Below are 26,282 nucleotides of genomic sequence, written 5' to 3'. Positions count from 1 at the left end.
GCCCCTACGCGGCCGCGGGCCCCCCCCCCCGGCCGGCGGGGGCCCCGACAACTTCCCCCCGGGCCCCGCCCGCCCCGGGGGCGCGGCGCCCCCCTCCGGCGCCGCGCCCCGTCCCCCCGCCATCCCCCCCGGTCACATGGTCTACTCGGCGGCCGCCGGCGGCGGCAGCGTGCCCGTCCGCGCCGCCTGCTCGTACCAGAGGGCGCTCGACTTCGGCGTACGGGTCTGGGTCGCGTAGTCCACGTACACCGCACCGAAGCGCTTGTCGTAGCCGTACGCCCACTCGAAGTTGTCCATCAGGGACCAGAGGTAGTAGCCGCGCACATCCGCGCCGTCGGTGATGGCGCGCTGCACCGCGGACAGATGGCCGTGCAGGTACGCGATCCGCTCAGGGTCGTGGACGCGGCCTTCCGGGTCCGGCTTGTCGTCGTAGGCGGCGCCGTTCTCCGTCACGTACAGCGGCAGGCCCGGCGCCTCCCGCGTGTAGCGCATGATCAGGTCGTGCAGGCCCGTCGGATCGATCGTCCAGCCCATCTCCGTACGCTCGCCCGGGGTTTGATGGAAGGCGACATCGTCCGCGCCGGGCCACGGGGAGTACGAGCTCGCGCCGTGACCGTCCGCGCGCGGGCCCGCCGCGGTGCTGTCCGCCGCCGAAACCAGGGTCGGCGTGTAGTAGTTGAGGCCGAGCGCGTCGAGCGGCTGGTGGATCGCCGCGAGGTCGCCGTCCAGGACGTACGACCAGTCCGTGACCGATGACGTCGCCGCCAGCAGTGTCTCCGGGTACGCCCCGTGCAGCATCGGGCCGTGGAAGACGCCGTTGGCGAGATCGTCGATGCGCCGCGCGGCCGCCAGGTCCGCCGGGTCCTGGGAAAGCGGACGGACCACCGAGGAGTTGAGGCTCACCGCGACCGTGTTGCGGGCGGGCATCGCGCCGCGCAGGGCCGAGGTGCCGAGTCCGTGGGCCAGGTTCAGGTGGTGCGCCGCCCTCAGCGACGCCGCCGCGTCCGTACGGCCCGGAGCGTGCACCCCGGAGCCGTACCCCAGGAACGCGCTGCACCAGGGCTCGTTGAGGGTGATCCACTGCTCGACACGGTCGCCCAGTGCCTCGCCGACGATCTGCGCGTACTCGGCGAAACGCAGCGCCGTGTCGCGCTCCGGCCAGCCGCCCGCGTCCTCCAGCTCCTGCGGGAGGTCCCAGTGGTAGAGGGTGACGGCGGGCTTGATGCCGTGGGTGAGGAGTTCGTCGACGAGCCGTCGGTAGAAGTCCAGGCCGCGCTGCACGGCGGGCCCGCGACCGGTCGGCTGCACGCGCGGCCAGGAGACCGAGAAGCGGTACGCCGTCAGGCCCAGCTCCGCCATCAGGGCCACGTCGTCGCGGTAGCGGTGGTAGTGGTCGACGGCCACGTCACCGGTCTCACCGCCCGCGGTCTTGCCCGGCGTATGGCTGAAGGTGTCCCAGATCGAGGGCGTGCGTCCGTCCTCCCGCACCGCCCCCTCGATCTGGTACGCGGAGGTCGCCGCGCCCCAGAGGAAGGCGGGAGGAAAGGTCACGGGGGTAATGGGCTCAGGCATGGAAGCGCTCCCATAGGAGGTCGTGGAGACCGACGAGTCGGAGGAGGGGAGAGGGAAGAAAGGGGGGCCGGGGCGGCGGTGACCCGGCCCCCTGAGGAGGGAAGGGTCAGCCCTTGATCGCGCCCTGCATGATGCCGCCCACGATCTGCTTGCCGAACAGGACGAAGGCGATGAGCAGCGGCAGTGTGCCGAGCAGCGCGCCGGCCATGATCACCGACTGGTCGGGGATGTAGCCGGTGCCGAGGCCGTTCAGGGCGACCTGGACGGTGGGGTTCTGCTGGTTGAGCGCGATGATCGGCCAGAGGAAGTCGTTCCAGGCCATCACGAAGGTCAGCAGCCCGAGCACCGCCATCGCCGGCCGCGCCGCCGGGAAGACCACGTGCCATACGACGCGCAGACTGCTCGCTCCGTCGACCCGCGCCGCCTCGATCAGCTCGGTGGGCAGCGCCTGCACCAGGTACTGCCGCATGAAGAACGTGCCGAAGGCGCTCACGAGGGTGGGCAGGATGACCGTCTGCAGCTGGTTGGACCAGCCCAGGTCGCTCATCCACAGGTAGAGGGGTACGACGGCCAGCTGCGGCGGGATCATCATCGTGCCGATGGTGAGCAGCAGCAGGGTGCTGGAGAACTTGAACCGCAGCTTGGCGAAGGCGAACCCGGCGAGCGTGGAGAACAGGACCGTACCGAAGGTGATGGTCCCGGCGACGATCACGGAGTTGACCATCGCGGTGCCGAGCCCCGCCTGGTCCCACGCGGTCTGGAGGTTCTTGAACAGGTTGCCGCCGAACCACAGCGGCGGCGGTGTCTGTGCGAGCCGCTCGTTGTTGCGTGAGGCCGCGATCGCGGTCCACAGCAGCGGCGCCAGCGAGACCAGCGCGAGAACCGTCAGGACGACATAGGTGACCGGGCCCGCGTGCAGTTGCTTGCCCGCGCCGAGCACGCGGCGGCGTCCGGGACGCCCGCCGCCCGGGCCCCTCTCCTTCGCCTGAGGCAGCGTCAGTTCACTTGTGGTCATTGGGATTTCCTCAGCCGTCGGGTGATCAGCAGATTGATCGCGGCGACGATCAGCAGGATCAGGAACATCGTCCAGGCGATTGCGGACGCCTTACCGAGGTTGCCGATGCCCCAGCCCTGGTCGTACATGTACAGGCCGAGCGTCTGGTACTGGTGCGCGGAGCCGCCCTTCGAACCGCTCACCCCGCCGAACAGCAGGGGCTCACCGAAGAGCTGGGTCGCGCCGATCGTGGAGACCACCACCGTGAACAGGATCGTCGGCCGGAGCATCGGGACCGTCACATGGCGGAACTGCTGCCAGCGGCCTGCCCCGTCCAGCGCGGCCGATTCGTACAGATCGGTGGGTATGGCCTGCATCGCCGCCAGATAGATCAGCGCGTTGTAGCCGGTCCACCGCCAGATCACGATCGAGGAGACGGCGAACTGCCCGCCCCAGTCGGACTCGCGCCAGTTGATCGGGTCGACCCCGACGAAGTGCAGCAGCCAGTTGATCATGCCGCCGTCCCACGAGTACAGCAGCGTGAAGACCAGCGTCGCCGCCGCCACCGAGGTGGCGTACGGAGTGAGCATCACGACCCGCCACACGGTCGAGCCGCGCAGCCGGTAGTTGAGCAGATGCGCGATCCCGATCGCCATCAGCAGCTGCGGCACCGTCGAGATCACACCGATGGTGAAGGTGTTCTCCAGGGCGTTCCAGAAGAACTCCGAGGACAGCAGGTTCTTGTAGTTGTCCAGGCCCACCCAGGTCTGGTGGTCCAGGCCGGACAACTGCACGTTGTGCAGCGAGTACCAGGCCGTGTACAGCAGCGGCACGAGCCCGAAGGCCCCGAAGACGATGAAGAAGGGGGCGATGAACGCGTACGGCGACGCCTTCATGTCCCAGCGGTACAGCCGGCTGCGCCAGGAGCTCGTGCCCGGGGGCGGCGTACCGCGACCGTGAGCGCGGCGGGCCGCGCCCGGCTGGTCACCGGGCGCGGCGTCGGCGCTCGGCGCGGTCTGCGCGAGAGCCTGCTTGGAGCTGGTCACTGGCCGAGCACGTCCTTGATCTCCGACTTGGCCGCGTTCCAGCCCTGGTCGGGCGTCTTGCCCTTCTGCTCGACCTGGAGGATGCCGACGTCGGTGATGGCCGTGCCGATCGGCTGGTCCTTGACGCCGAAGTACTGGGTCGGGATGGTCTTCGCCGAGTCGGAGAAGATCTGGGTGATCGGCGCGTCCGAGAAGTACGCCGTGGTGTCGGCCTGCGGCTTCAGGCTCGCGTACGCCGACGGCGTCGACGGGAAGCTCGCCTGCTTGGCGAAGACCTTGGCCTGCTGCTCGGGGGCGGTCAGCCACTTCGCCAGCGCGACGGCCTCCTTCTGGTGCTTGCCCGCCGTCGGCACGCCGATGAACGAACCGCCCCAGTTGGCCGCGGTCGGCGCCGCCGCCACGTCCCACTTGCCCTTGCCGGAGTCACCGGACTTCTGCTCGATGTAGCCGATCATCCACGCCGGGCAGGCCACCGTCGCGAAGCTGCCCTTGGCGTAGCCCTGGTCCCACGTCGGGTCGAACTGCTTCAGCTTCGCCGACATGTCGCTGGTCGCCACCTCCATGGCGGTGTTCCAGGCGTTCTTCACGCCCGTCGACTTGTCCCAGATGACGTTGCCGTCCTTGTCGTAGTACCGCTGGCTCTCACCGCCGAGCGCCGCGTTGTAGACCGAGGAGGCGGAGTCCACGTACTTGGTGCCCTTCGGCGCCTTCTTCATGTACTCCTTGCCGAGGTCCACGTACTTGGACCAGTCGCCCTTCCACTGCTCGGCGAGCTTGGTGCGGTCCGTCTCCAGGCCGGCCTTCTGGAACAGGTCCTTGCGGTAACAGATCGCCATCGGGCCGACGTCCGTACCGAGCCCGATCAGCTTGCCGTCCTTGGTGGTGGCCTGGGCGTTCTTCCAGTCCAGCCACTGCGACTTGTCGACCTCCTTGCCGAGGTCGACGAACTTGTCGGCCTGCGTCTGCACGGCCTCGGTGATGTTGCCGACCTCGATCGCCTGGATGTCGTCGGTGCCGGAACCGGCCTGCAGCCGCGTGAGCGTCTTGGGCCAGTACACGTCGGTACGGGTGGTGACGTTCTCCTTGATGGTGATGTCCGGGTGAAGCTTCATGTACTCGTCGTAGAGGCCGGCCTGCTTGTAGCCGAAGACACCGAAGGTGCCGATGGTCAGCGTGGTCTTACCGCCGCCCTTGCCACCGCCGTCCGAGTTCGACGAGCCGTCATCCGAGTCGTTGGCGCAGCCGGCCAGCAGCCCTGTGGTCAGCGCGGCGACGGCCGCGAGGGCCCCCAGCCTGCGGGACCGACGGGTACTCGTGCGCATTGCGTCCTCCTGTTGCCTGACGTGCCGACCCCCCGGCCAACTGCTCTGTTGGGCCCGTTGGTTCTCGCTGCGGCTCGGGCGGGGAACGTGCGGGATGTGTATGTGTCAGGTACTGTGGGAGCGCTCCCACAGGTGATGTGTTGAAGAGTCGTCGGTCCGGGCGGGGGTGTCAAGGGTGGAAGCGCGGACATCTGGCTTCAGTTATCGGCCTGTTAGCTAACGGCGGGGAAGGTGCGAACTGTGGCCGGGGCCGGAGAGTTTCAGCCCGCCCGGCGTTCGAGGGCGAGCCGTTCGGACCGGAGCGGGGGTCTGAGAGCGACAGCTCCCGGGTACGGTCACCCCCTCGGACGGGGCTGTTAGATTCCAGGCCAACGTAGAGGTCGTCGGGAGGCGGAGCCAATGGCAGGCCACGGAGCGCGGGGCCGGAGCGGGGGGCGGCCGACGCTTGAGGAGGTCGCCGCACGGGCCGGAGTGGGCCGCGGGACTGTGTCCCGGGTGATCAACGGCTCTCCGCGGGTCAGCGACGCGACCCGCGCCGCCGTCGAGGCGGCCGTCGCGGAACTCGGCTACGTCCCGAACACGGCGGCCCGCGCCCTCGCCGCCAACCGCACGGACGCCATCGCCCTGGTCGTCCCCGAGCCGGAGACCCGTTTCTTCGCCGAGCCGTACTTCTCGGACATGCTCCGGGGTGTGGGGGCCGAGCTCTCGGAGACCGAGATGCAGCTCCTGCTGATCTTCGCGGGCAGTGACCGGGAGAGACAGCGGCTGGCCCAGTACCTGGCGGCGCACCGGGTGGACGGCGTCCTGCTCGTCTCCGTCCACGCGGACGACCCCCTCCCCGACCTCCTCTCCCAGCTGGAGATCCCGGCGGTGATCAGCGGCCGCCGCTCCACGGACGAGACGCTGCCCTCCGTGGACTCCGACAACTACGGCGGAGGCCGCGCGGCCGTCGAGCACCTGATCGCCCGGGGCCGCCGGAGGATCGTCCACCTCGCGGGGCGCCTCGACGTCTTCGGCGCCCAGCGGCGCGTCGACGGCTACCGCGCGGCGCTGCGGGACGCGGGGCGCGAGGTCGACGACCGGCTGATCGTCCCCGGCGACTTCACGGAGGACGGCGGCCGCCGCGCGATGGCCCTGCTCCTGGAGCGCTGCCCCGACCTCGACGCGGTCTTCGCCGGCTCCGACGTCATGGCGGCCGGCGCCCGCCAGGTGCTGCGTGAAGAAGGCCGCCGCATACCGGACGACGTGGCGCTGATCGGCTACGACGACTCCGCCATCGCCCGCCACATGGACCCGCCGCTGACCAGCGTCCGCCAGCCGATCGAGGAGATGGGCCGCGCGATGATCGACCTCCTCCTCGGCGAGATCGCGGACCGCCGCCCGGCCGTGTCGCGTGGGCTGGAGAAGCGGCAGTTGGTGCTGCCGGCGGAACTGGTGGTGCGGGCGTCGTCGTGAGACCGCCCACCGGTGGCGGTCGGATCCGTCACCGGTGAGCGCCCGCCCGAGGTTGCCCGCAGACCCGCGCGGGCCCACGACCGTTGGGCTCCCGGAGCAGCCCGGTCGACTCGACGGGCGGCCGACACCCCGGATGCTGCCCCGGGTCGACCGGCGCGTCGGCCCGACGGGATGCCTGAACTCGACCGGTCGGCACCTCACCCGCCGCGTCTGTCCACACGGCAGCGCTCTCGTGAGGCACTCTGGCGACATGGTCCTGCATCCCCTGCTGGGAGTCGACGAAGTGCCTGCCGTGGAGCCGTACCTGGCCCGGGTGGGCGAGGTGTTCAGGGCGTTCCGGGATGAGGACTCGGGATGTGTGTCGTACGGGGTGCGGCTGCTCGACGGGGCGCGTTGGTTCGTCAAGGAGGCGGTCACGGACCGCGCGCACCACTCGCTCGCGCGCGGCTGGGCGTTCCACCGGGCCGTACGGCACACGGCGATCGTCCCGCAGGTCCACCGGATCGCCGCACAGGGTGGCGGCTGGGCGGTGGTGATGCCCTGGCGGGAGGGCGAGGTGCTGTACCACCCGACCCGGAGCGGCTCCCGCGACCGTACGAGCCCGGACAGCCCGATGGTCCGCTTCCGAGCCCTGCCGACGGACCGCGTGCTGCGCGCCTTCGACCGGATTCTGGACGCCCACCTGGCGGTGGAGGCGGCCGGCCATGTCGCGGTCGACTTCTACGACGGCGCGCTCCTGTACGACTTCGCCCGCGACGTCACTCACTTGATCGACCTCGACGAGTACCGGCCGGGCCCGTTCGTCCTCGACGAGGAACGCCTGCCGGGTTCACGGCGCTTCATGGCCCCCGAGGAGTTCGTGCGCGGCGCGGTCATCGACACCCGCACGACCGTCTTCACCCTGGGCCGCACCGCCCGCCTCCTCCTGGACGCGGGCGACCAGGAACGCGCCTGGCGCGGCACCCCGGCCCAGCAAACGGTGATCGTCCGCGCCACCCGCGCCGACCCCGCCGACCGCTTCGAGAACATCCACGACTTCGCGACGGCCTGGCGAGCCGCCGAGGGTTGTCGGCCGTGACACGCAACAGGGCCCGGCCTGCTTTCGCAGGCCCGGGCCCTGTTCATCAAGGGTGAGTGACGGGACTTGAACCCGCGACATCCTGGACCACAACCAGGTGCTCTACCAGCTGAGCTACACCCACCACGACCGGTCTTGGTTTCCCTGACCGGCCGAGAAAAAGTGTACAGGGTCCGAAGGGGTGCTCGCGCACGGCTTTTGTGGGGGCCCGGCAGGGCCCCGGCAAAGGCCTATTCGACAGGCAGGACGTGCTTCGCCGCGATGGTGCGGGCGGTGTCGGAGTCGGGGCCGGGCTGGGGGACGAAGATCGCCTCGCGGTAGTAGCGGAGCTCGGCGATGGATTCGCGGATGTCGGCCAGGGCGCGGTGGTTGCCGTTCTTCTCCGGGCTGTTGAAGTACGCCCGGGGGTACCAGCGGCGGGCCAGCTCCTTGATGGAGGAGACGTCCACGATGCGGTAGTGGAGGTAGTCCTCGAGGGTCGGCATGTCGCGCAGCAGGAAGCCGCGGTCCGTGCCCACCGAGTTTCCGCACAGCGGGGCCTTGCCCGGCTCCTTGACGTGCTCACGTACGTAGGAGAGGACGCGCTCCTCGGCGTCCGCCAGGGTCGTGCCCGCGGCCAGCTCCTCGAGGAGGCCGGAGGCGGTGTGCATCTGGCGCACCACGTCCGGCATCGTCTCCAGCGCGGCGTCCGGCGGGCGGATCACGATGTCCACGCCTTCGCCCAGCACGTTCAGCTCCGAGTCGGTGACCAGCGCGGCCACCTCGATGAGCGCGTCATCCGACAGCGAGAGCCCGGTCATCTCGCAGTCGATCCACACCATGCGATCGTTCATACGTCTCACCCTACGGCTCGCTCCGGCCGACTGGACCCGCCCGTGCTGCCCGGGCGATGGCTCGCACCGCTGGAGAAGGGGCCCGCACCCATGGCACGGACCCCTTCGCCTCGCACTACGGCCGTCCTACGGCGCGCTCCGCTGCCCGGGCAGGCTGGGCCTGCCCGCCGCGTACAGCTCCGGGCCGGGCTTGCCCGTGTCCGTGGAGAGAGACGCCGACGATGCAGCCGGGCCCAGGGCGCCGGCCGCCGCCGTGCGGCGGGTCTGCATCGGGACCGGACTCTCCTGCGGCAGCGCCGGTGGTGGACCGGCCGGTCCCGGGGAGCCGTCCGTCTCCGACGAACGGTCGGACTGCGGCCTGCGGGCGCGGTACGCCGCCCGGTACGCGGCCGGGGACGATCCGAGCTGGCGCCGGAAGTGACCCCGCAGCGCGACCGGCGAGCGGAAGCCGCAGCGGCCCGCGACCTCGTCGACCGAGTAGTCGGAGGTCTCCAGCAGGCGCTGCGCCTGCAGTACGCGCTGAGTGATCAGCCACTGCAGGGGAGCGCTCCCCGTGAGGGAGCGGAACCGGCGGTCGAAGGTGCGGCGGCTCATGTACGCGCGTGCCGCCAGCGTCTCGACGTCGAACTGCTCGTGGAGGTGCTCCAGCGCCCAGGCGACGACCTCCGCGAGGGGGTCGGCGCCGATCTCCTCCGGTAAAGACCGATCGAGATAGCGCTCCTGACCGCCGCTGCGGCGGGGCGGGACCACCAGACGCCGGGCCAGCGCGCCGGCCGCCTCGTTGCCGTGGTCCGTCCGCACGATGTGGAGGCAGAGGTCGATTCCGGCCGCCGTACCCGCCGATGTCAGGACGTCTCCGTCGTCCACGAAGAGCTCTCGTGGGTCGACGTGCACCGACGGGTAGCGCTTGGCCAGCGTCGGTGCGTACATCCAGTGGGTCGTCGCCGGGCGGCCGTCCAGCAGGCCTGCCGCCGCCAGCACGAAGGCGCCGGTGCACAGCCCGACTATGCGGGCACCCTCCTCGTGCGCCCGGCGCAGTGCGTCGAGCGCTTCCTCCGGTGGTGGCGAGGTGATCGACCGCCAGGCGGGCACGACCACCGTGCCTGCTCTGGAGATCGCTTCCAGGCCATGTGGTGCGGTGAGTTCCAGGCCCCCTGTGGTCCGCAGTGGGCCTTCCTCGCCGGCGCACACCAACAGGCGATAGCGCGGCACGCCGGCGTCCTGGCGGTCAATCCCGAACACCGACAGCGGTATGGAACTCTCGAAAATGGGGCCGCCGCTGAACAGCAGCACCGCGACGATCTCCTTGCGGCGTCGCCCGGAAAGCTTCCGGGCCGCGGCTTCCGGCGCGGCAGTGGAGTCGTGGCTCATACTGCTAAGCCCCCCTCGGTGGTCGCGGCTCCTCGGTTGTGTCGCTCCTGCACGTTTCCCCTCGGTCCTGCACGAGTCCCCCGCCGTAAGACAAGATCGAATCTACTGTGTCCCGTGGCGCCAAGGTGACCAGTTCTCCACTCGGCAGAATGTCGACATGGCAACTTGGCGTGAAGCATTCGATCACGAAGCGTTGCACTCGTGGGCCGTGCAGGGAAGTGCGCCTCGTCGCAGTGGCCAATCCACGTAGGGTGCGCGCGCCCTCTGTGGCCCTTTCGGCGCAGGTCGAACGGGGGTTGGGGGGTCGTTCGACCAAGGGATGCGCGATATGCAGAAGTTGGCTGAAAAGAACCGGGGGCGTGCGCACAAACCGGTCAGTCAACCGGCTTGTTCCCCGCACCGCGCCGACCACCTCTGTGAGCCCCCGCGCCACTGCGGCCGTGCGCGCCGCTCATGACCCCCGCGCCACCCCTGCCGTGCCGGCCGTGTTGCGGGGCCCGCTCCTCGGCGCGCAGCAGCGCCGCGCCGCGCTCGGACTGCCTCAGCAGCACCCGGCAGGCCGCGGTGACGGCCGCCAGGCCCAGGGCCGTACCGGCCGCGCCGGCCAGCGAGGTGCCGTACCAGAGGAGCACCACCGGGACGAGGACACAGCTGAAGGCCGCCCAGCCCACCACGGCGCTCGCCGTGTCCGGCACGGGGGGTGTCGCGGAGTGGGCTCCGGGGGAGTGGCGGGGTGCGGTGTCGGGTCCGGGCACGTGTGCTCCCTAGTACTCCAGTGCTCTCCATGCTCTCCATGGCGGTGGCTCACCGGTTCAACGCGTGTTCGACCGGCCGGTCACTGTCTGGCTACCGGTCCGCGACGAGGAAGGGCCCCGTCCCCGCGAGGAAAGGCCACGTCCCTGGGTGAACCCTGTGCAAACCGCCTGTACGGGGCAGCAACCATTGCGTTACGGGCGCCTCTCATGCATGCTCCGGGGAACGCCGCACAGCGCGCGCGGGATCTGGGCAGAGGAGGCGTGCCGCCGTACCCTTGGGGGTATGGGGTTGGGAAGATGATTCCCGGACACAGCTCTGCCGATCGTTGTCGTCCCCACCACGAGGATCCAAACGCCGAGATACCCATGGCCGGTCACGAATTCTTCGATCCCGCGAACCGCAAGCGCCCGCTCGCCGATCCCACGGCGGCCGAGCCCCTGGCGGCGGAAGAACCCCGCCAGTCCTGCGATCCCGCCTTCAAGCACGGAGTCGTCGTCGGTTTCGACGGCTCGACGTCCAGCGAACGCGCCCTCGCCTACGCGATCGGCATGGCCCACCGCTCCGGCTCGGGCCTGATCATCGTGCATGTCGCGAACCGGCTGCCCACCACGGTGTGGGCCGGCTGTGAGCCACCGGTCTTCGTCGATGTGCCGGACCACCGCACCGAGGTGCTCGGACTCGAACTCGCCTGCGCCGAGTATCTGGCCGAGGTGCCGTGGATCCTCGTCGAGCGCGGCGGAGACATCTGCCACGAACTCGAAGAGGTGGGACGGGAGTACGAGGCGGACGCGATCGTCGTCGGCTCCACGCACGGCATCGTCGGGCGCATCTTCGGCTCGGTGGCCGGACGCCTCGCCAAGCGCGCGCAGCGCCCGGTGATCGTCATTCCGTGATCCACGCGGTCATCCCGTGATCCACGGGGTCTCCCGTGATCCCCGGGGTCATCCGTGATCCACGCGGTTGTCCCGTGATCCCCGCGGGTCACTCCGCGACCCGCGGGGTCATCCCGTGAACCGCGGGGTCGTCCCGTTGCGCTCCCGGTCCTCCCGTGATCCACGGTGCCGCACGCTCTTGAGGCGTTGTCATTCCGTAACTCGACGTTGTCCCAGGTGAGATGAGCCGTGGGCAGGGTCAACTCCCTTTCGCCGCAGCGCAAATCTACTCGCGCGTAGAGGTGGTTTGTGCCCTTGTGAAGGGTACATACCGGTCGCCGGACCAACCGCACGGCCGGTACCACGCAGCACAACTGCACATGCATGAAGGGAGCCCGCCGTGGACAACGACGTCTCTGCGGGAAGCACCACAACATCGACCCTCGGCCAACTCGCGCTCGGACTCACCCTGCTGGCCTTCGGCCTCGGTCACACCGAAGTGATCGACGGCGTCACAGCGGCGGACTCCGTCTCCCTCGCCACCTATGTCGGTGGCATCGCGCTCTTCGTCGCCGGTCTGTTCGCCTTCCGCGAGCATGACGCCTTCACCGGTACGGCCTTCTCCGCACTCGGCGCGCTCTGGTTCACCTGGGGCGTCACGTCCGACGCGCAGGTCTCCGCCAACGCGGCCGGCCTCTTCCTGCTCCTGTTCGCGCTCGTCGCGCTCAGCCTGACGGTCGCGGCCTCCGGCGCCTCGACACTCGTACGAGGCACGTACGGGCTGCTCTTCGTGGCCCTTCTCCTGCTGGCCATCGGGCAGTTCGGCGACTCCAGCGGACTCGCCAAGGTCGCGGGCTGGTTCGCCGCGGCCGGTGGGCTGCTGGCCTGGTACGGGGCCACGGCGGCGCTCGCCAACTGGCCCACCGCACTGCCCGGACGCGCCGCCGGCCGGGGGGTGACGGCCACCGGCTGAGCCTGGCGCGGGCCGGGGTAATGGGCGGCCCTGGCCCCTGGAAGAACGATCCCCTGTGTGAAGGTGGCACACACAGGGGATCGTTCATGTCCGCAGGAGGCAACTTCTCCTCGTACGGCCGGACTTACTCGACCGTGACCGACTTCGCCAGGTTGCGCGGCTTGTCGATGTCCCGGCCCAGCGCCAACGCCGTGTGGTAAGCGAGGAGTTGCAGCGGGATGCCCATGAGGATCGGGTCCAGCTCGTCCTCGTTCTTCGGGACGACGATCGTCTGGTCGGCCTTCTCCTGCTCCTGGTGGGCGACCGCGAGGATCTTGCCGCTGCGGGCCTTGATCTCCTCCAGGGCGGCGCGGTTCTTCTCCAGGAGGTCGTCGTCGGGGACGATCGCGACCGTGGGGAGCGCGGGCTCGATGAGCGCCAGCGGGCCGTGCTTGAGCTCGGAGGCGGGGTAGGCCTCGGCGTGGATGTACGAGACCTCCTTGAGCTTCAGGGAGGCCTCACGGGCCACCGGGTAGCCCCGGACGCGGCCGATGAAGAGCATCGAGCGGGCCTCGGCGTACTGCTCGGCCAGCTTCTTGATCTCGTCCTCCTGCTGAAGGACCTCGGCGATCTGGCCGGGCAGCTTGCGCAGGCCCTCGATGATCCGCTTGCCGTCGCGGACCGACAGGTCACGGGTGCGGCCGAGGTGCAGGGCGAGCAGCGCGAAGGCGACGGTCGTGTTCGTGAAGCACTTGGTGGAGACGACGCAGACCTCGGGGCCCGCGTGGACGTACATGCCGCCGTCGGCCTCGCGGGCGATGGCGCTGCCCACCACGTTCACCACGCCCAGGACCCGCGCGCCCTTGCGCTTGAGCTCCTGGACCGCCGCCAGGACGTCGTAGGTCTCACCGGACTGGGAGACGGCGACGTACAGGGTGTCGGGGTCGACGACGGCATTGCGGTAGCGGAACTCGGAGGCCGGCTCGGCGTCCGCGGGGATGCGGGCGAGCTCCTCGATCATCTGGGCGCCGATCATGCCCGCGTGGTACGAGGTGCCGCAGCCGAGGATCTTCACGCGGCGGATCTGGCGCGCCTCACGGGCGTCCAGGTTCAGGCCGCCCAGGTGCACGGTCGAGAACCGGTCGTCGATGCGGCCGCGCAGCACGCGGTCCACGGCGTCGGCCTGCTCGTGGATCTCCTTGTGCATGTACGTGTCGTGGCCGCCCATGTCGTACGACTCGGCCTCCCACTCCACGGTGGTCGGCTCGGCCGTCGTACGGGTGCCCTCGGTGGTGTACGTACGGAAGTCGTCGGCCTTGAGGGTGGCCATCTCGCCGTCGTCGAGGGTCACTATCTGCCGGGTGTGGGTGACCAGGGCGGCGACGTCGGATGCGACGAACATCTCTTTCTCGCCGATCCCGAGGACGACCGGGGAGCCGTTGCGCGCCACCACGATGCGGTCGGGGAAGTCGGCGTGCAGGACCGCGATGCCGTACGTGCCCTCGATGACGCGGAGCGCGTCGCGGACCTTGTCCTCGAGCTTCTCCTGCTGCGAGCGGGCGATGAGGTGGGTGAGGACCTCGGTGTCGGTCTCGGAGAGGAACTCGATGCCGTCGGCCTCGAGCTTCTTCCGCAGGTCGGAGGCGTTGTCGATGATGCCGTTGTGGACGACCGCGACCTTGTTGTCGGCCGACATGTGCGGGTGGGCGTTCACGTCGGAGGGGGCGCCATGGGTGGCCCAGCGGGTGTGGGCGATGCCGGTGGTGCCCTTGAAGCGCGCGGGGACCTTGGCTTCCAGGTCACGGACCCGGCCCTTGGCCTTGACCATCTTCAGGCCGACCGACTTCGGGGTCGTGACGACGATGCCCGCCGAGTCGTAGCCGCGGTACTCCAGGCGCTGCAGGCCCTCCAGCAGGAGCGGCGCCACATCGCGCTTTCCGATATATCCCACGATTCCGCACATATACGGTCCTTCTGTCCCCTCTATCGATGAGTGCTCGCCCGGCGTCGGTCGTAGCCGGGCCGTCAGCCGTAGACGATGCGTCGCAACTGCCTGAGCGTGAGCTCCGGCGGTGCGACCGCCCGGTACTTCAGGTCCGCCTCGATCCGTTCGAAGATCGCCGTGTTCACCAGGCCCTGGGCCTGGAGCTCGCGGTGGCGGCGACGGACGTACTCCTCGATCGTCTCGTCGAAGTAGGCGAGCACGTCCTGGACCACCCGCAGCGCCTCGCCCCGGTTCAGGGGCGAGGACCGCGTCAGATGATCAACAAGTTCGTCGTGCACCCGTCGATCCTGAGGTACGAGAAGCCGATTCGCAAGAATCCTGCCCGATATCGGGCACGTGGCTGTTGAAACTCTTTGGGGGGCTGTTTGGAAGCTGTCCATCCTGTGTCTTGCGCCGCGTCGATTGCCGGGAGCAACTTCTGTGGCCATGGACATTCCACGCATGGGCGTACCGGACAAGCTCGCCGAGCGCATGAGCATGGCTGAGCAGCACGAGTATCTTCGCGCCAAGTTCTCGCGGCGCAACATGATCAGAGGCGGCGCCGTCACCCTGGGCGCCGTCGCAGGCGGCGCCTTCATACCGGGCGCCGCCGCCCAGGCCGCGGTGCCGACGCAGCGGACCGCGGCCTCGACGTCGACGCAGAAGGTCGACGGCGCGCTCGTCGCCCCCTTCGGCCGCCATCTCGCCTACGGCGCCGACCCGCGCACCGAGATGACCGTCTCCTGGCAGGTTCCGACCGCCGTCAACAAGCCGTTCATCCGCATCGGCGCCCACCCCTGGGACCTCTCCCGCAAGATCGAGGCCGAGGTCCGCAGCCTCTACACCCCGGCCGGCGTCGGCGCGAGCGGCGATCACACGCAGTACTACGTGCACGCCCAGCTCACCCACCTGCGCCCCGGCAAGACGTACTACTACGGCGTCGGCCACCAGGGCTTCGACCCGGCCGAGCCGCACCTGCTGGGCACCCTGGGCACCTTCACCACCGCGCCCGCCCACAAGGCGCCGTTCACCTTCACGGCCTTCGGTGACCAGGGCGTCAGCTACCACGCCCTGGCCAACGACAGCCTGATCCTCGGCCAGAACCCGGCCTTCCACCTGCACGCCGGCGACATCGCCTACGGCGACCCGTCCGGTGCGGGCAAGACCACCGACACCGGGTTCGACTCGCGCACCTGGGACCAGTTCCTGTACCAGACCGAGTCGGTCGCCAAGCAGGTCCCGTGGATGGTCTCGTACGGCAACCACGACATGGAGGCCTGGTACTCGCCCAACGGCTACGGCGGTGAGGAGGCCCGCTGGACCCTCCCCGACAACGGTCCGGACAAGAAGAACCTCCCGGGCGTCTACTCCTTCGTCTACGGCAACACGGCGATCATCTCGCTGGACCCCAACGACGTCTCCTTCGAGATCCCGGCCAACCTCGGCATCTCCGGCGGCACTCAGACGAAGTGGTTCGAGGGCCAGCTGAAGAAGTTCCGTGCCGCGAAGGACATCGACTTCATCATCGTGTTCTTCCACCACTGCGCGTACTGCACCTCCACGGCGCACGCCTCGGAGGGGGGCGTGCGACAGGAGTGGGTGCCGCTGTTCGACAAGTACTCGGTCGACCTGGTCATCAACGGCCACAACCACCAGTACGAGCGCACGGACGTCATCAAGGGCAACGCGGTCACCAAGAAGCTGCCGATCGGCGAGACGGCGTACTCCGAGACCGAGGGCGTGGTGTACGTCACGGCGGGTGCGGCGGGCCGCAGCCTGTACGCCTTCAGCGCCCCGGACTCGTACGAGGGACACGAGAACGAGGTCGACTCCGTGGCCTCCTTCGTCAACCTCAAGGACGGCAGGCAGAACGAGACCGTCGCCTGGTCGCGCGTTCGCTACCTGAACTACTCCTTCCTGCGCGTGGACGTCACCCCCGCGCCGAAGGGCCACTACACCACCCTGAAGGTCCAGGGCATCGCCGAGACCGGTGACCGGATCGACCACTTCACGGTGGCGCGCAGGGCGAAGTAACCCTCACCGCGTGCCCGGAAGGCGGGGCGCACGGCATCCGGGCAGGCGGTCCGCAGGCGCTGTTCCTACATGCGCCTGAGGACCGCCTGCTTGGCCATCGCGAACTCCTCGTCCGTCAGGACGCCCTCCTTGTGCAGGTCGCCGAGTTCGCGCAGGCGGCGCAGGAGGGCGTCGTGGTGGGCCTCGGCGGAGGCCGGCGCCGGGGCGGGCCGCAGTTCTTTCACCCGTTCCTGATCGACGGGAGCCGTCGGATGCGGCAGCCGCGCCTGCACGGCCGCCGCGACCAGGGCCATCAGCGGGTCCTTCTTGAAGCCCCACAGCTCCACGGAGTTGGGGTCGTACTTCGGCGGGGCCTTGGTCTGCGCGCCGCGCACGAGGAAGCGCAGGCAGCCGTTCTCCAGGCCGACCGCGGGATGCCACTCGACGGCCGTGATGTCGCTCAGGGCGAGCGAGCGGGCGCCCGCGGCGGCCTTGGCGTCCTCCGTCTTCCAGTTCCACTCCAGGCGTACCTGCTCGCCGTCGAAGCTCGCGGTGCCGTCACCGGCGGAGGCGGACAACGGCACGGAGGGGCCGGGCAGGAGATAGCCGTCGACGGGGTCGGACGGCACCTGGTCGAGGAGCAGTGCGTTGCGCACCTCGTCCACGAAGTACTCGGCGACGCCGTAGCGGTCGGACTCGACGGTGAGCTGGTAGGGGTCGTTGGGCTCGGCGAGCTTGCCACCGGTCGCCTGGAGCAGCGGGTCGGCGCCGTCGCGCAGCCTGAGCCTCAGCCGCCCGGTCTTCTTGCCCTGCTCGAAGGAGACGCCCGCCAACGCGCCGAGCGGGACGGTCAGTTCACCCAGGGTCTTGCGGAGCAGGCTGACGTTCTTGTCGCGTCCCGGTGTCAGCCGCAGTGCGTCGCCGTCGAAGGTCCACGTGCCGTCGCGCTGGATGATTTCCGCCATGAGGGGGATTGTTTCACCGGGTCTGCGGGAGAGTGGTCTTTACCAATTTGCGGGGCCGTGCGCGGATCGTGCGCAGGGCCCGCGCGAAGGGCCATTCGAAGGGAGCGCATGTGAGACAGCACCACAGAACGCCCCGCCTTCTCGGTACGCTGCTGCTCGTGGCAGCTGCCGGTATCTCCGTCGTCGGCGCGGCACCCTCCGCGGCCGACCGAACCGCGACCCCTCTGGGGCAGGTGGTCCCGGCCCCCGCCTCGGTCCACGCGGGCGGATCCGCGTACCGCATCACCAGTGACACCCGCATCCGCATCGACGACTCGCGGGAGGTCCGCCGGGTCGGCGACTACCTCGCGGACATCCTGCGCCCCTCCACCGGCTACCGGCTGCCGGTCAGCTCGCACGGCGGGGGATCCATTCGACTCCGGCTCGGCGGCACGGGACTGGGTGACGAGGGCTACCGCCTCGACAGTGGCCGGGACGGTGTCACCATCACGGCCGGCAAGCCCGCCGGGCTCTTCCACGGCGTCCAGACCCTGCGTCAGCTCCTCCCGGCCTCCGTCGAGAGGAACTCCGTACAGCCCGGACCCTGGCTGGTCGCCGGCGGCACCATCAAGGACACTCCGCGCTACGGCTACCGCGGCGCGATGCTCGACGTCTCCCGGCACTTCTTCACCGTCGGCCAAGTCAAGCGCTACATCGACGAGTTGGCCCTCTACAAGGTCAACAAGCTGCATCTGCACCTGAGCGACGACCAGGGCTGGCGCATCGCGATCGACTCCTGGCCGCGCCTTGCCACCCACGGCGGCTCCACACAGGTCGGCGGCGGACAGGGCGGCTACTACACCAAGGCCCAGTACAAGGAGATCGTCCAGTACGCCGCCTCGCGCTATCTGGAGGTCGTCCCGGAGATCGACATGCCGGGGCACACCAACGCCGCGCTCGCCTCGTACGCGCAGCTGAACTGCGACGGGGTCGCGCCGCCGCTCTACACCGGCACGGACGTCGGCTTCAGCTCACTGTGCGTGGCGAAGCCGGTGACGTACGACTTCGTGGACGACGTGATCCGGGAGCTGGCCGCGATCACGCCCGGCACGTACCTGCACATCGGCGGGGACGAGGCCCACTCCACCAGCCACGCCGACTACGTCGCCTTCATGGACAAGGTGCAGCCCATCGTCGCCAAGTACGGCAAGACGGTGATCGGCTGGCACCAGCTGACCGGGGCCACTCCGGCGAAGGGCGCCCTCGCGCAGTACTGGGGGCTCGACGACACCAGTGCCGAGGAGAAGGCGCAGGTCGCGAAAGCCGCGCAGAACGGGACGGGCCTGGTCCTGTCTCCGGCCGACCGGCTCTACCTCGACATGAAGTACACCGCCGACACTCCGCTGGGGCAGGACTGGGCGGGTCTGGTCGAGGTGAAGCGGTCCTACGACTGGGACCCGGGCACATACCTCCCGGGAGCCCCGGGTTCGGCGATCCGGGGAGTGGAAGCGCCGTTGTGGACGGAGACGATCGTGAACTCCGACGACATCGACTACATGACGTTCCCGCGGCTGCCCGGTGCCGCCGAGCTCGGCTGGTCGCCCGCGTCGACGCACGACTGGGACACGTACAAGGTGCGGCTCGCGGCGCAGGCGCCGCGGTGGGAGGCGCTGGGGATCGGGTACTACCGGTCGCCCCAGGTTCCCTGGCCCGCGGCCCGGTGACGGAGGCGGGGCTCAGGAGGACCGTCTCCTGAGCCCCGCCCGGCTTCAGAGACCCGCGATCGGGTTCTTCAGGCTGCCCACCAGCTGCAGCGCACCCGACGGATCCGCCAGGTCCACCATCTGCTTGTTGTTGCGCAGCTGGAGGCGGTTGAGGCAGGACAGCGCGAACTCGGGCGCGAACATGTCGTACTGCCGGAATTTTTCGGCGAGTTGGGGCGTCGCGTCCTGGTAGTCGCGTACGGACTCGGCGACCGTCCGCCAGAAGTCGTCCTCGTCGAGGATGCCCTCGTCGGCGAGGTTCGCGGCGAGGAAGCGGAAGAAGCAGTCGAAGACGTCCGTGAAGAGGGACAGGAGTTTCTTGTCCTCGGGGACTTCGACGCGGATCCGTTCGACCGCCGGCGGCAGCACCGCCTGCGGGTCCATGACCGCGATCTCCTCGGCGATGTCCTTGTAGATCGCGCGCTGTACGGCGCCGTCCTTCAGGACCAGGATGACGTTCTCGCCGTGCGGCATGTAGACGAGGTCGTACGCGTAGAAGCTGTGCAGCAACGGCGTGAAGTAGGCGCGCAGATAGCGGCGCAGCCACTCCGCCGGCGTCAGCCCCGACTGTTCGATCAGGGCGCCCGCGAAGGACGCGCCCTCGTGGTCGACGTGCGCGAGGGACGCCATGGTCGCCAGGGTCTCGCCCTCCTGGAGCGAGGGCACCGGGCTCTCGCGCCACAGGGCGGCGAGCATTTTGCGGTACGGGGAGTAGCGGTCCGTGGCGGCTTCGTACTCCAGGTGGCGGTAGCCGACCGCGGCCCGCTCGCGGATGACCGACATGCCGGTCGACTTCAGCACCGGGTCGCTCTCGACGAGTTGGGCCAGCCAGTCGTTGATCGCCGGGGTCGCCTCCATGTAGGCGGCGGACAGACCGCGCATGAAGCCCATGTTGAGGACGGAGAGCGCCGTTTTGACGTAGTGCTTCTCGGGGTGGGACCGGTTGAAGAACGTCCGGATCGACTGCTGGGCCAGATATTCGTCGTCGCCCTCGCCGAGGCAGACGAGGTGCCGCTGGGCGACCTCGGCCGCGAAGGTCACGGAGAGCTTGTTCCACCACTGCCAGGGGTGGACGGGGATGAGCAGGTAGTCCTCGGGGTCGAGCCCCTGACCGGTGAGGATCGCGGCGAACCGCTCCACCGTCTCCGTGCCCAGCTCCTCGCGCACGAAGGACTCGTAGTCGATGCCCACACCCGCCGTGAAGGCGGCCCGCGAGCGGTGTGCGGCCAGCCACACCAGGCGGACCGGGTTCACGGTCTCGGGGGCGTACGAGAGGTACTCGTGCACCCCGAAGCCGAGCCGCCCGTTGTTGGCGACGAAGCAGGGGTGGCCCTCGGTCATACCGGTCTCGATGGCCTGGAAACCCGAGCGAACCAGCTCACCGACCGGGATCTGCGGCTTGGTCAGCTTGAAGCAGGTGCCCGAGAGAGTGGAGGAGATCTCCTCCAGGTAGACCGGCAGGACCTCGTCGCTCAGGCCGAGGGACTTCTTCAGCTCGACGAAGAAGTCGAGTGCGGCAGGCGGCAGTTCGCCGCCGTCGCGGTGCCGGGTGATCGACTCGGCGTCGACCTGCCAGTGGTCGAGCGAGCGGCGGCGGGCGGTGAAGCGGTAGCGGGTGAGACCGTCGTCGCTGCGGACCTCGTAGCGGCCGTCAGGGAGGCTCTCCGGCGTGATGAGCCGCTCGTGGGCGAACTCGGCGAGCGCCTTGCGGACGAGCAGGCGGTTGGCGCGGGCCCAGCGCTCGGGGGACAGATGGGCGACGGCATCGGCGAGGCTCACGCGGCCACCGCCTTCTCGAACTGCTCCCGGGTGCAGAAGCTCAGCAGCGCCTTCTTCTCCGGCTTCTGGATCTCGCGCTCGGGTACGAAGCCGACGGCTTCGTTGAGGGCGTGCACCGCCGTGTTGCGTACGTCGGGCTCGACCACGACGCGCGCGGTCGCCGGGTCGGCGAACAGGTGCTCCATCACGGCGGTGATCACGGCCCGGGTGAAGCCGTGCACGGGTGTGTCGCTCGGCGCGACGAGGAAGTGCATGCCGACGTCGCCGGGCTGCGGCTCGTACAGGCCGACGAGCTCGACGTGCGCCGGGTCGTAGCGCTCCATGAGGAAGACGGGCTCGCCGTCCAGCAGCCCGAGGAACGCGTCGTGGTACTCGCCGGCCGCGATGGCCATGTACTCGCGCTCCACATCGGGCAGTTTCGCCTCCTGCATCATCCAGAAGGCGGCCTTGGGGTGGGTGACCCAGCCGTGCAACAGCTCGGCGTCCTCGGTGGGGTCGAGCGGGCGGATGGCGAAGGTGCCGATGCCGGTGCTGTTCATGCGGTTCGTGGTGCTCATACGGCGAACTCCTGGAACGCGATCGTCTTCTCGACCGGGTAGTACTCGGTGCCGAGCAGCTCTCGGATGATGTACGCGTTGCGGTACGCGCCCATGCCCAGGTCCGGGGACGTGATGCTGTGCGTGTGGACGCCGGCGTTCTGGAGGAAGACGCCCCGGCCCGTGGTGTCGATCGAGTAGTTGCGGGCGATGTCGAAGTTGCCCTGTGAGTCGTGGCGCAGCCGGTCCTGGACAGGCTTGAGGAACTCCGGCTCGGCGTAGGAGTAGCCAGTGGCGAGGATCAGGCCCTCGGAGCGCAGCTCGTAGTCCTTCTCCTGCTCCTCCTGGCGCAGGCCCAGCTCGTAGCCGCCGTCCCGGTAAGTGACGGTGTTCAGCGAGGAGTTGGTGAGCAGTCGGGTGGGGACCGGGCCGCCGAGTCTCTTCTGGTAGAGCAGGTCGAAGATCTCGTTGATCAGGTCGCCGTCGATGCCCTTGAACAGGCCCTTCTGCTGGGCCGCGAGGCGGTAGCGGGTCCGCTCCGGCAGCGCGTGGTAGTAGTCGATGTACTCCGGGGAGGTCATCTCCAGCGTGAGTTTGGTGTACTCGAGCGGGAAGAAGCGCGGCGAGCGGGTGACCCAGTTCAGCTGATAGCCGTGGACGTCGATCTCGCTGAGCAGGTCGTAGTAGATCTCGGCGGCGGACTGACCGCTGCCGACCAGTGTGATCGACGCCTTGCGCTGCAACTCCGCCTTGTGCTGCATGTAGCGGGAGTTGTGGATGAAGTCGCCGCCCAGGCCCGCGCAGGTCTCCGGGAGGTACGGCGGGGTGCCGGTGCCGAGGACCAGGTGGCGGGCGCGGTACACGTCACCGGCCTGGGTCCGTACGAGGTAGAGATCGTCCTCGTACGTCACTTCGGCGACGGTCGTGCCGAAGCGGACGCTGTTCAGTTTCGAGGCCGCCCAGCGGCAGTAGTCGTCGTACTCGACCCGCAGTGGGTAGAAGTTCTCGCGGATGTAGAACGAGTACAGCCGGCCCTTCTCCTTCAGGTAGTTGAGGAAGGAGTACGGCGACGTCGGGTCGGCCAGGGTGACCAGGTCCGACATGAACGGGGTCTGGAGGTGGGCGCCCTCGAGAAACATGCCCGCGTGCCACTCGAAGTCGGGCTTCGAGTCCAGGAAGACGCCGTCGAGTTCGGCGATGGGCTCGGTGAGGCAGGCGAGGCCGAGATTGAAGGGCCCGAGCCCGATCCCCACGAAGTCGTAGGTCTTGTTCGTGGCTTCAGGAAGCGCGGTCAAGGGACTCTCCCAGGTACTGCTCGGCATGGCCGGCGATCAGATCGAGTACGGCGGCGATGTCTTCGGCCGTGGTCTCGGGGTTGAGCAACGTGAACTTCAGATAGTGGCGCCCGCCGACCTTGGTGCCCGCCACGACGGCGTCACCGGAGGCGAACAGGGCCTTGCGGGCGTACAGGTTGGCGCGGTCGATCTCGGCCGGGTCGGTGACGGCGGCCGGGATGTAACGGAAGACCAGGGTGGAGAGGGACGGCTCGACCACGACGTCGTAGCGCGGGTCGGCGACCAGCAGCTTCCAGCCCTCCACCGCCAGGTCGCAGACCTCGTCGAAGAGTTCACCGATGCCGTCGGCGCCCATCACACGCAGCGTCATCCACAGCTTGAGGGCGTCGAAGCGGCGGGTGGTCTGCAGGGACTTGTCCACCTGGTTGGGGATGCGCTCCTGGACCATACGGCGGGGGTTCAAGTACTCCGCGTGGTAGGTCGCGTGGCGCAGGGTGGAGGCGTCCCGGACGAGCACGGCGGACGAACACACCGGCTGGAAGAAGGACTTGTGGTAGTCGACGGTGACGGAGTCGGCGCGGTCGATGCCGGCGAGGCGGTCCCGGTTCTTCAGGGAAGTGAGCAGTCCGCAGCCGTAGGCGGCGTCGACGTGCATCCAAGCGCCGAACTGGGCGCACAGTTCCGCGATTTCGGGGAGTGGGTCGATGGAGCCGAAGTCGGTGGTGCCCGCGGTGGCGACGACGGCCATGGGGACGATGCCGTCACGCTCGCAGCGCTCCAGCTCGTGGGCGAGGGCGACCGTCTGCAGGCGCTTGTCGTGGTCGACGGGGATCGAGACGACGGAGTCCGCGCTCAGGCCGAGGAGTTTGGCCGACTTCCTGACGCTGAAGTGACTGACCTCGGAGGCGAAGATACGCAGTGTGGCGAGCCTGTCCCCGAGTTGACCCCCTGCCCGCCCAGGCTTGGCCTCCTCGCGGGCCAGCAGCAGCGCCTGGAGGTTGGACTGCGAGCCGCCGGAGGTGAACACGCCGTCGGCCGCCGGGCCGAGGCCGAGACGCTCGTTGGTCCAGTCGATGAGCTTGCGCTCGATGAGAGTGCCGCCGGCCGACTGGTCCCAGGTGTCCAGTGAGGAGTTGACGGCGGAGAGGACGGCTTCGCCGAGCACGGCCGGGATGACGACCGGGCAGTTGAGGTGCGCGAGGTAGCGCGGGTGGTGGAAGTAGATCGCGTCCCGGAGGTAGACCTCCTCCAGCTCGTCGAGGACCGCCGTGGTGTCGTGCAGTGGGCGGTCCAGGTCGATCCGCTCGATGCGGGGAGCGAGGGCGTCGACCGTGACGCCGGTGAACGGACGGTCGGTGGTGGCGAGTTTGGCCGCCACCCGCTCGATTCCTTCGGTCACGGATCGGCGGTACCGATCCGCGGTCGTGTCATTGAGCAGGTGCGAGCGCATGTGGGGGTCCTCCGGTGGGACAGTCCGTGCGGGACAGGAGAGGGGCGGAAGTCGAGGACTTCAACTTAGGTTAGCCTAACCTAAGTTGGTCTCCACGAAACCCGCCCCTCCGGTGACCGGCGTCACTCCTGTTCGCGCAGTTGCTCCTCGCTGAGCCCCTGCCGCCAGTAGCCGACGAAGGTGACCCGCCTGCGGTCGATCCCGCGCTCGCGCACGAGATGGCGGCGCAACTCCTTCACCTGACCGGACTCGCCCGCGATCCAGGCGTACGGCGCTTCGGCGGGCGGAAGTCGGGCGGCTCGTACGGCTTCGACGGCCATGGGGGTGGGGGCACCTCCCACGCCGTTGAGGCACTGTGGGACGTCGCCGCGTACGAGCCAGGTGATCTCGGCGTCGGCCGCGGTCACCAAGTCCTGGACGTCGCCGGCGTGATGGACCTCCAGCCAGGCGCGGACGCGGGTGTCCGCAGGCAGCGATTCGAGGATGGCCGAGGCGGCGGGCACGGCGGTCTCGTCGCCCCAGATGACGACCAGGTCGGTGTCCTCGGGCGGGCGGAAGCGGATCGCCCTGTTGTCCTCGACCGCCGGGCCGAGCAGGACGACGCGGTCGCCGGCGGCCGCCCGGGATGCCCAGAGCGACGCGGGCCCCGCGGGCGTCGCCGCACCCGGCTGCACGCCGTGCAGTGCGAAGTCGATGTCGATCTCGTCCGGGCTGCGCCGCAGGGCGCGCAGGGTGTACGAGCGCATCACCGCCCGTACGTCGTCCGGGAGTTCACGCCAGCCCTGCCGCCAGCTTCCCCCACTCTCGGCTTCGCTCGAGCCGGGGGACCCCCATCCCGGTTCGATGGGGACGACGGGCTCGGGCTGGCCCGGGTGCGGCAGGAAGAGCGACAGGCTCTGGTCGCGTCCGTTGGAGTGGAACGCGTGCAGATCGGGGCCCGCGAAGGTCACCCGGACCAGAGACGGGCCGAGCCGCCTCGTCCGTACGACCTGGAGGGTGAAGAAACGGAAGGGGGCGGCTACAGCCGTCGTCATCAGTGCTCCTGAGTCATCGTCAGGGGTTCACGGCAGGGGAAGTCAGGCGACCTTCTTGGCCTTCTCGATGGCCTCGGCGAGGTTGTCGAGGATCGGCGTGCACTTGTCGTAGGACAGGATCGGCTCGGGCGTGCGCGCGATGACCTGGCCGGCCTTGACGGCGGGCAGCTTCTTCCAGGTGGCCTCGGTGATGTCGGCCGGCTGGATGGTCGAGGTGCGGTCGTCCATGATGATGATGTCAGCCGGGTACTTGTCGACGTTCTCCCAGCTCAGGTTCTCGAACCAGCCGCCGCTGGCCTTCAGGGCCTTGGCCGACGGCTCGACCAGGTTCACGCCGAGCGCCTTGAAGTACTCCAGGTCGATGGAGAGGTTGGAGCCGGAGACGTAGAAGATGTCCTGGCTCGCGGAGCCGGCCAGCACCTTGATCTCCGGGCGGGCCTTGGCGGCCTTGCGCAGCCGCTCGGCGGCCGTCTCGAACTTCTTCTTCGCGTCGGTGATCCTCGCGGACTTCACATCGGCGCCGAGCGACTCGGCGAGCGCGAGCATGCGCTCCAGCGGCTTGGGCATCTGCACGTCGTAGACGGAGATGCCGACGCTCGGGGCCAGCTTGAGGATCTTGGCCTCGGACTCCTCGGGGACGTACCAGAGGGTGCCCGCGTCGTCGAACATCGTCGAGACGAGGACGTCGGGGGCGAGGCCGGCGTACTTCTCGATGTTGAACTGGCCCCACTCGTTGCCGAGGATCGTCACCTTGCTGATGTCCATGTCGCCGGCCTGGACATCGGCCTTGCCGCCCTTGGTCTTCGTCGGGCCGAAGACGCCCTTGACCTCGATGCCGTAGTCGTAGAGCGCGGCGGCGACGCCGGTGAACGCGACGATGTTCGCCGGGGCCTTGTCCGTCTTCACGGTGGTGCCACGGTCGTCCTTGAAGGTCCAGGGACCGGACTTCTCGGCGGCCTTCGTGGAGTCCGCGCCACCGTTTTTCGAGTCCTTGTCGTCGCCACAGGCGGCGAGGACGGCACCGAGGCCGAGGGCGCCGCCCGCGGCGAGGATGCCGCGACGGGTGAGGTGGGTGGCACGGGCGTTGGGCATGAGTGTGACTGCTTTCGGCACGGGGCAGGAAGCCCGCCGGACAAGTTCAAAGGAAGGTTAGCCTAACCTCACTTCCTGTCCAGAGGGCGGGGCTGTGCCGGGGTGATCAATGTGTCGCAGGCATGACATGTGTCACCTTCT

General features: G+C 69.2%; 22 protein-coding genes and 1 tRNA gene. 6 read left to right on the top strand and 17 right to left on the bottom strand.

The window, feature by feature from the left end; all coding sequences use genetic code 11:
- Positions 1 to 141: 141 nt before the first annotated feature.
- From ACIBK0_RS03520 to ACIBK0_RS03505, 4 genes are all read right to left on the bottom strand, one after another.
- Positions 142 to 1,572, bottom strand: a complete 1,431-nt coding sequence (locus ACIBK0_RS03520; RefSeq protein ID WP_399075065.1) for a GH1 family beta-glucosidase — start codon at positions 1,570 to 1,572, stop codon at positions 142 to 144.
- Between the two features lie 106 nt (positions 1,573 to 1,678).
- Complete coding sequence (locus ACIBK0_RS03515; RefSeq protein ID WP_399075063.1) at positions 1,679 to 2,587, bottom strand: carbohydrate ABC transporter permease; 909 nt, start codon at positions 2,585 to 2,587, stop codon at positions 1,679 to 1,681.
- Positions 2,584 to 3,612 carry a carbohydrate ABC transporter permease gene (locus tag ACIBK0_RS03510; RefSeq protein WP_399075061.1) on the bottom strand — a complete coding sequence of 343 codons (1,029 nt, stop codon included), beginning with the start codon at positions 3,610 to 3,612 and terminating at the stop codon, positions 2,584 to 2,586. The genes ACIBK0_RS03515 and ACIBK0_RS03510 overlap by 4 nt, the downstream gene beginning before the upstream one ends.
- Positions 3,609 to 4,934, bottom strand: a complete 1,326-nt coding sequence (locus ACIBK0_RS03505) for an ABC transporter substrate-binding protein (RefSeq protein ID WP_399075059.1) — start codon at positions 4,932 to 4,934, stop codon at positions 3,609 to 3,611. Before ACIBK0_RS03505 ends, ACIBK0_RS03510 begins: the two co-directional genes overlap by 4 nt.
- A 399-nt stretch (positions 4,935 to 5,333) precedes the next feature.
- Here ACIBK0_RS03505 and ACIBK0_RS03500 point away from each other — a divergent pair, with 399 nt between their 5' ends.
- Both ACIBK0_RS03500 and ACIBK0_RS03495 read left to right on the top strand, forming a co-directional pair.
- The gene (locus ACIBK0_RS03500) at positions 5,334 to 6,389 is read left to right on the top strand and encodes a LacI family DNA-binding transcriptional regulator (RefSeq protein WP_399075055.1); all 1,056 of its coding nucleotides are present in this window, start codon (positions 5,334 to 5,336) and stop codon (positions 6,387 to 6,389) included.
- 250 nt (positions 6,390 to 6,639) lie between these two features.
- Positions 6,640 to 7,467, top strand: a complete 828-nt coding sequence (locus ACIBK0_RS03495) for a serine/threonine protein kinase (RefSeq protein ID WP_399075053.1) — start codon at positions 6,640 to 6,642, stop codon at positions 7,465 to 7,467.
- 51 nt (positions 7,468 to 7,518) lie between these two features.
- Here ACIBK0_RS03495 and ACIBK0_RS03490 read toward each other — a convergent pair.
- The 4 genes from ACIBK0_RS03490 to ACIBK0_RS03475 form a co-directional block, all read right to left on the bottom strand.
- Positions 7,519 to 7,591: transfer RNA gene (locus ACIBK0_RS03490), tRNA-His, on the bottom strand.
- Positions 7,592 to 7,697: 106 nt separating this feature from the next.
- Positions 7,698 to 8,300 carry an oligoribonuclease gene (orn, locus tag ACIBK0_RS03485; protein ID WP_399075051.1) on the bottom strand — a complete coding sequence of 201 codons (603 nt, stop codon included), beginning with the start codon at positions 8,298 to 8,300 and terminating at the stop codon, positions 7,698 to 7,700.
- A 126-nt stretch (positions 8,301 to 8,426) separates the two neighbouring features.
- Positions 8,427 to 9,671, bottom strand: a complete 1,245-nt coding sequence (locus ACIBK0_RS03480) for a helix-turn-helix domain-containing protein (RefSeq protein WP_399075049.1) — start codon at positions 9,669 to 9,671, stop codon at positions 8,427 to 8,429.
- 374 nt (positions 9,672 to 10,045) lie between these two features.
- The gene (locus ACIBK0_RS03475) at positions 10,046 to 10,426 is read right to left on the bottom strand and encodes a hypothetical protein (protein WP_399075047.1); all 381 of its coding nucleotides are present in this window, start codon (positions 10,424 to 10,426) and stop codon (positions 10,046 to 10,048) included.
- A 366-nt stretch (positions 10,427 to 10,792) separates the two neighbouring features.
- Between ACIBK0_RS03475 and ACIBK0_RS03470 the strand changes: the two genes are divergently transcribed.
- Both ACIBK0_RS03470 and ACIBK0_RS03465 read left to right on the top strand, forming a co-directional pair.
- Positions 10,793 to 11,320, top strand: a complete 528-nt coding sequence (locus ACIBK0_RS03470) for a universal stress protein (RefSeq protein ID WP_028803506.1) — start codon at positions 10,793 to 10,795, stop codon at positions 11,318 to 11,320.
- Positions 11,321 to 11,699: 379 nt separating this feature from the next.
- Positions 11,700 to 12,272, top strand: coding sequence for an acetate uptake transporter (locus ACIBK0_RS03465; RefSeq protein WP_399075045.1), 573 nt, complete (start codon positions 11,700 to 11,702; stop codon positions 12,270 to 12,272).
- A 124-nt stretch (positions 12,273 to 12,396) separates the two neighbouring features.
- Here ACIBK0_RS03465 and glmS read toward each other — a convergent pair whose 3' ends face one another.
- On the bottom strand, positions 12,397 to 14,214 hold the full coding sequence (gene glmS, locus ACIBK0_RS03460; protein WP_399075043.1) for a glutamine--fructose-6-phosphate transaminase (isomerizing): 1,818 nt from the start codon (positions 14,212 to 14,214) through the stop codon (positions 12,397 to 12,399).
- 62 nt (positions 14,215 to 14,276) lie between these two features.
- Entirely contained in the window at positions 14,277 to 14,534 is a 258-nt protein-coding gene (locus ACIBK0_RS03455) for a hypothetical protein (protein ID WP_399075041.1), read from the bottom strand.
- Between the two features lie 163 nt (positions 14,535 to 14,697).
- Here ACIBK0_RS03455 and ACIBK0_RS03450 point away from each other — a divergent pair, with 163 nt between their 5' ends.
- Entirely contained in the window at positions 14,698 to 16,269 is a 1,572-nt protein-coding gene (locus tag ACIBK0_RS03450) for a purple acid phosphatase family protein (protein WP_399075145.1), read from the top strand.
- A 65-nt stretch (positions 16,270 to 16,334) separates the two neighbouring features.
- Here ACIBK0_RS03450 and ACIBK0_RS03445 read toward each other — a convergent pair whose 3' ends face one another.
- Positions 16,335 to 17,213 carry a DUF4429 domain-containing protein gene (locus tag ACIBK0_RS03445; protein ID WP_399075039.1) on the bottom strand — a complete coding sequence of 293 codons (879 nt, stop codon included), beginning with the start codon at positions 17,211 to 17,213 and terminating at the stop codon, positions 16,335 to 16,337.
- A gap of 110 nt (positions 17,214 to 17,323) precedes the next feature.
- On the opposite strand from ACIBK0_RS03445, the gene ACIBK0_RS03440 reads away from it, so the two are divergent.
- Entirely contained in the window at positions 17,324 to 18,916 is a 1,593-nt protein-coding gene (locus tag ACIBK0_RS03440) for a beta-N-acetylhexosaminidase (protein ID WP_399075037.1), read from the top strand.
- Positions 18,917 to 18,961: 45 nt separating this feature from the next.
- Here the strand turns inward: ACIBK0_RS03440 and ACIBK0_RS03435 are convergent, their stop codons facing one another.
- From ACIBK0_RS03435 to ACIBK0_RS03410, 6 genes are all read right to left on the bottom strand, one after another.
- Positions 18,962 to 20,734 carry an IucA/IucC family protein gene (locus tag ACIBK0_RS03435; RefSeq protein WP_399075035.1) on the bottom strand — a complete coding sequence of 591 codons (1,773 nt, stop codon included), beginning with the start codon at positions 20,732 to 20,734 and terminating at the stop codon, positions 18,962 to 18,964.
- On the bottom strand, positions 20,731 to 21,291 hold the full coding sequence (locus ACIBK0_RS03430) for a GNAT family N-acetyltransferase (RefSeq protein ID WP_399075033.1): 561 nt from the start codon (positions 21,289 to 21,291) through the stop codon (positions 20,731 to 20,733). Before ACIBK0_RS03430 ends, ACIBK0_RS03435 begins: the two co-directional genes overlap by 4 nt.
- On the bottom strand, positions 21,288 to 22,565 hold the full coding sequence (locus tag ACIBK0_RS03425) for a lysine N(6)-hydroxylase/L-ornithine N(5)-oxygenase family protein (protein WP_399075031.1): 1,278 nt from the start codon (positions 22,563 to 22,565) through the stop codon (positions 21,288 to 21,290). The genes ACIBK0_RS03430 and ACIBK0_RS03425 overlap by 4 nt, the downstream gene beginning before the upstream one ends.
- Positions 22,549 to 24,015: a lysine decarboxylase DesA gene (desA, locus tag ACIBK0_RS03420; RefSeq protein WP_399075029.1), complete on the bottom strand. Its 1,467-nt coding sequence runs from the start codon at positions 24,013 to 24,015 to the stop codon at positions 22,549 to 22,551. Before desA ends, ACIBK0_RS03425 begins: the two co-directional genes overlap by 17 nt.
- 122 nt (positions 24,016 to 24,137) lie before the next feature.
- Positions 24,138 to 25,049 carry a siderophore-interacting protein gene (locus ACIBK0_RS03415; protein WP_399075027.1) on the bottom strand — a complete coding sequence of 304 codons (912 nt, stop codon included), beginning with the start codon at positions 25,047 to 25,049 and terminating at the stop codon, positions 24,138 to 24,140.
- 42 nt (positions 25,050 to 25,091) lie between these two features.
- The gene (locus ACIBK0_RS03410; protein ID WP_399075026.1) at positions 25,092 to 26,141 is read right to left on the bottom strand and encodes an ABC transporter substrate-binding protein; all 1,050 of its coding nucleotides are present in this window, start codon (positions 26,139 to 26,141) and stop codon (positions 25,092 to 25,094) included.
- Between the last annotated feature and the right edge of the window lie 141 nt (positions 26,142 to 26,282).

Source organism: Streptomyces sp. NPDC050564, from assembly GCF_044457265.1.
Lineage (GTDB): Bacteria > Actinomycetota > Actinomycetes > Streptomycetales > Streptomycetaceae > Streptomyces.
Note: the sequence above shows the minus strand (reverse complement) of the source record. Positions and strands in the feature narration are given on the sequence as shown.

Excerpts from the sequence above, each read along its gene's own strand:
- ACIBK0_RS03520 (WP_399075065.1), bottom strand. The coding sequence starts at position 1,572 with ATGCCTGAGCCCATTACCCCCGTGACCTTTCCTCCCGCCTTCCTCTGG.
- ACIBK0_RS03515 (WP_399075063.1), bottom strand. The coding sequence starts at position 2,587 with ATGACCACAAGTGAACTGACGCTGCCTCAGGCGAAGGAGAGGGGCCCG.
- ACIBK0_RS03505 (WP_399075059.1), bottom strand. The coding sequence starts at position 4,934 with ATGCGCACGAGTACCCGTCGGTCCCGCAGGCTGGGGGCCCTCGCGGCC.
- ACIBK0_RS03500 (WP_399075055.1), top strand. The coding sequence starts at position 5,334 with ATGGCAGGCCACGGAGCGCGGGGCCGGAGCGGGGGGCGGCCGACGCTT.
- ACIBK0_RS03495 (WP_399075053.1), top strand. The coding sequence starts at position 6,640 with ATGGTCCTGCATCCCCTGCTGGGAGTCGACGAAGTGCCTGCCGTGGAG.
- orn (WP_399075051.1), bottom strand. The coding sequence starts at position 8,300 with ATGAACGATCGCATGGTGTGGATCGACTGCGAGATGACCGGGCTCTCG.
- ACIBK0_RS03480 (WP_399075049.1), bottom strand. The coding sequence starts at position 9,671 with ATGAGCCACGACTCCACTGCCGCGCCGGAAGCCGCGGCCCGGAAGCTT.
- ACIBK0_RS03470 (WP_028803506.1), top strand. The coding sequence starts at position 10,793 with ATGGCCGGTCACGAATTCTTCGATCCCGCGAACCGCAAGCGCCCGCTC.
- glmS (WP_399075043.1), bottom strand. The coding sequence starts at position 14,214 with ATGTGCGGAATCGTGGGATATATCGGAAAGCGCGATGTGGCGCCGCTC.
- ACIBK0_RS03450 (WP_399075145.1), top strand. The coding sequence starts at position 14,698 with ATGGGCGTACCGGACAAGCTCGCCGAGCGCATGAGCATGGCTGAGCAG.
- ACIBK0_RS03445 (WP_399075039.1), bottom strand. The coding sequence starts at position 17,213 with ATGGCGGAAATCATCCAGCGCGACGGCACGTGGACCTTCGACGGCGAC.
- ACIBK0_RS03430 (WP_399075033.1), bottom strand. The coding sequence starts at position 21,291 with ATGAGCACCACGAACCGCATGAACAGCACCGGCATCGGCACCTTCGCC.
- desA (WP_399075029.1), bottom strand. The coding sequence starts at position 24,015 with ATGCGCTCGCACCTGCTCAATGACACGACCGCGGATCGGTACCGCCGA.
- ACIBK0_RS03415 (WP_399075027.1), bottom strand. The coding sequence starts at position 25,049 with ATGACGACGGCTGTAGCCGCCCCCTTCCGTTTCTTCACCCTCCAGGTC.
- ACIBK0_RS03410 (WP_399075026.1), bottom strand. The coding sequence starts at position 26,141 with ATGCCCAACGCCCGTGCCACCCACCTCACCCGTCGCGGCATCCTCGCC.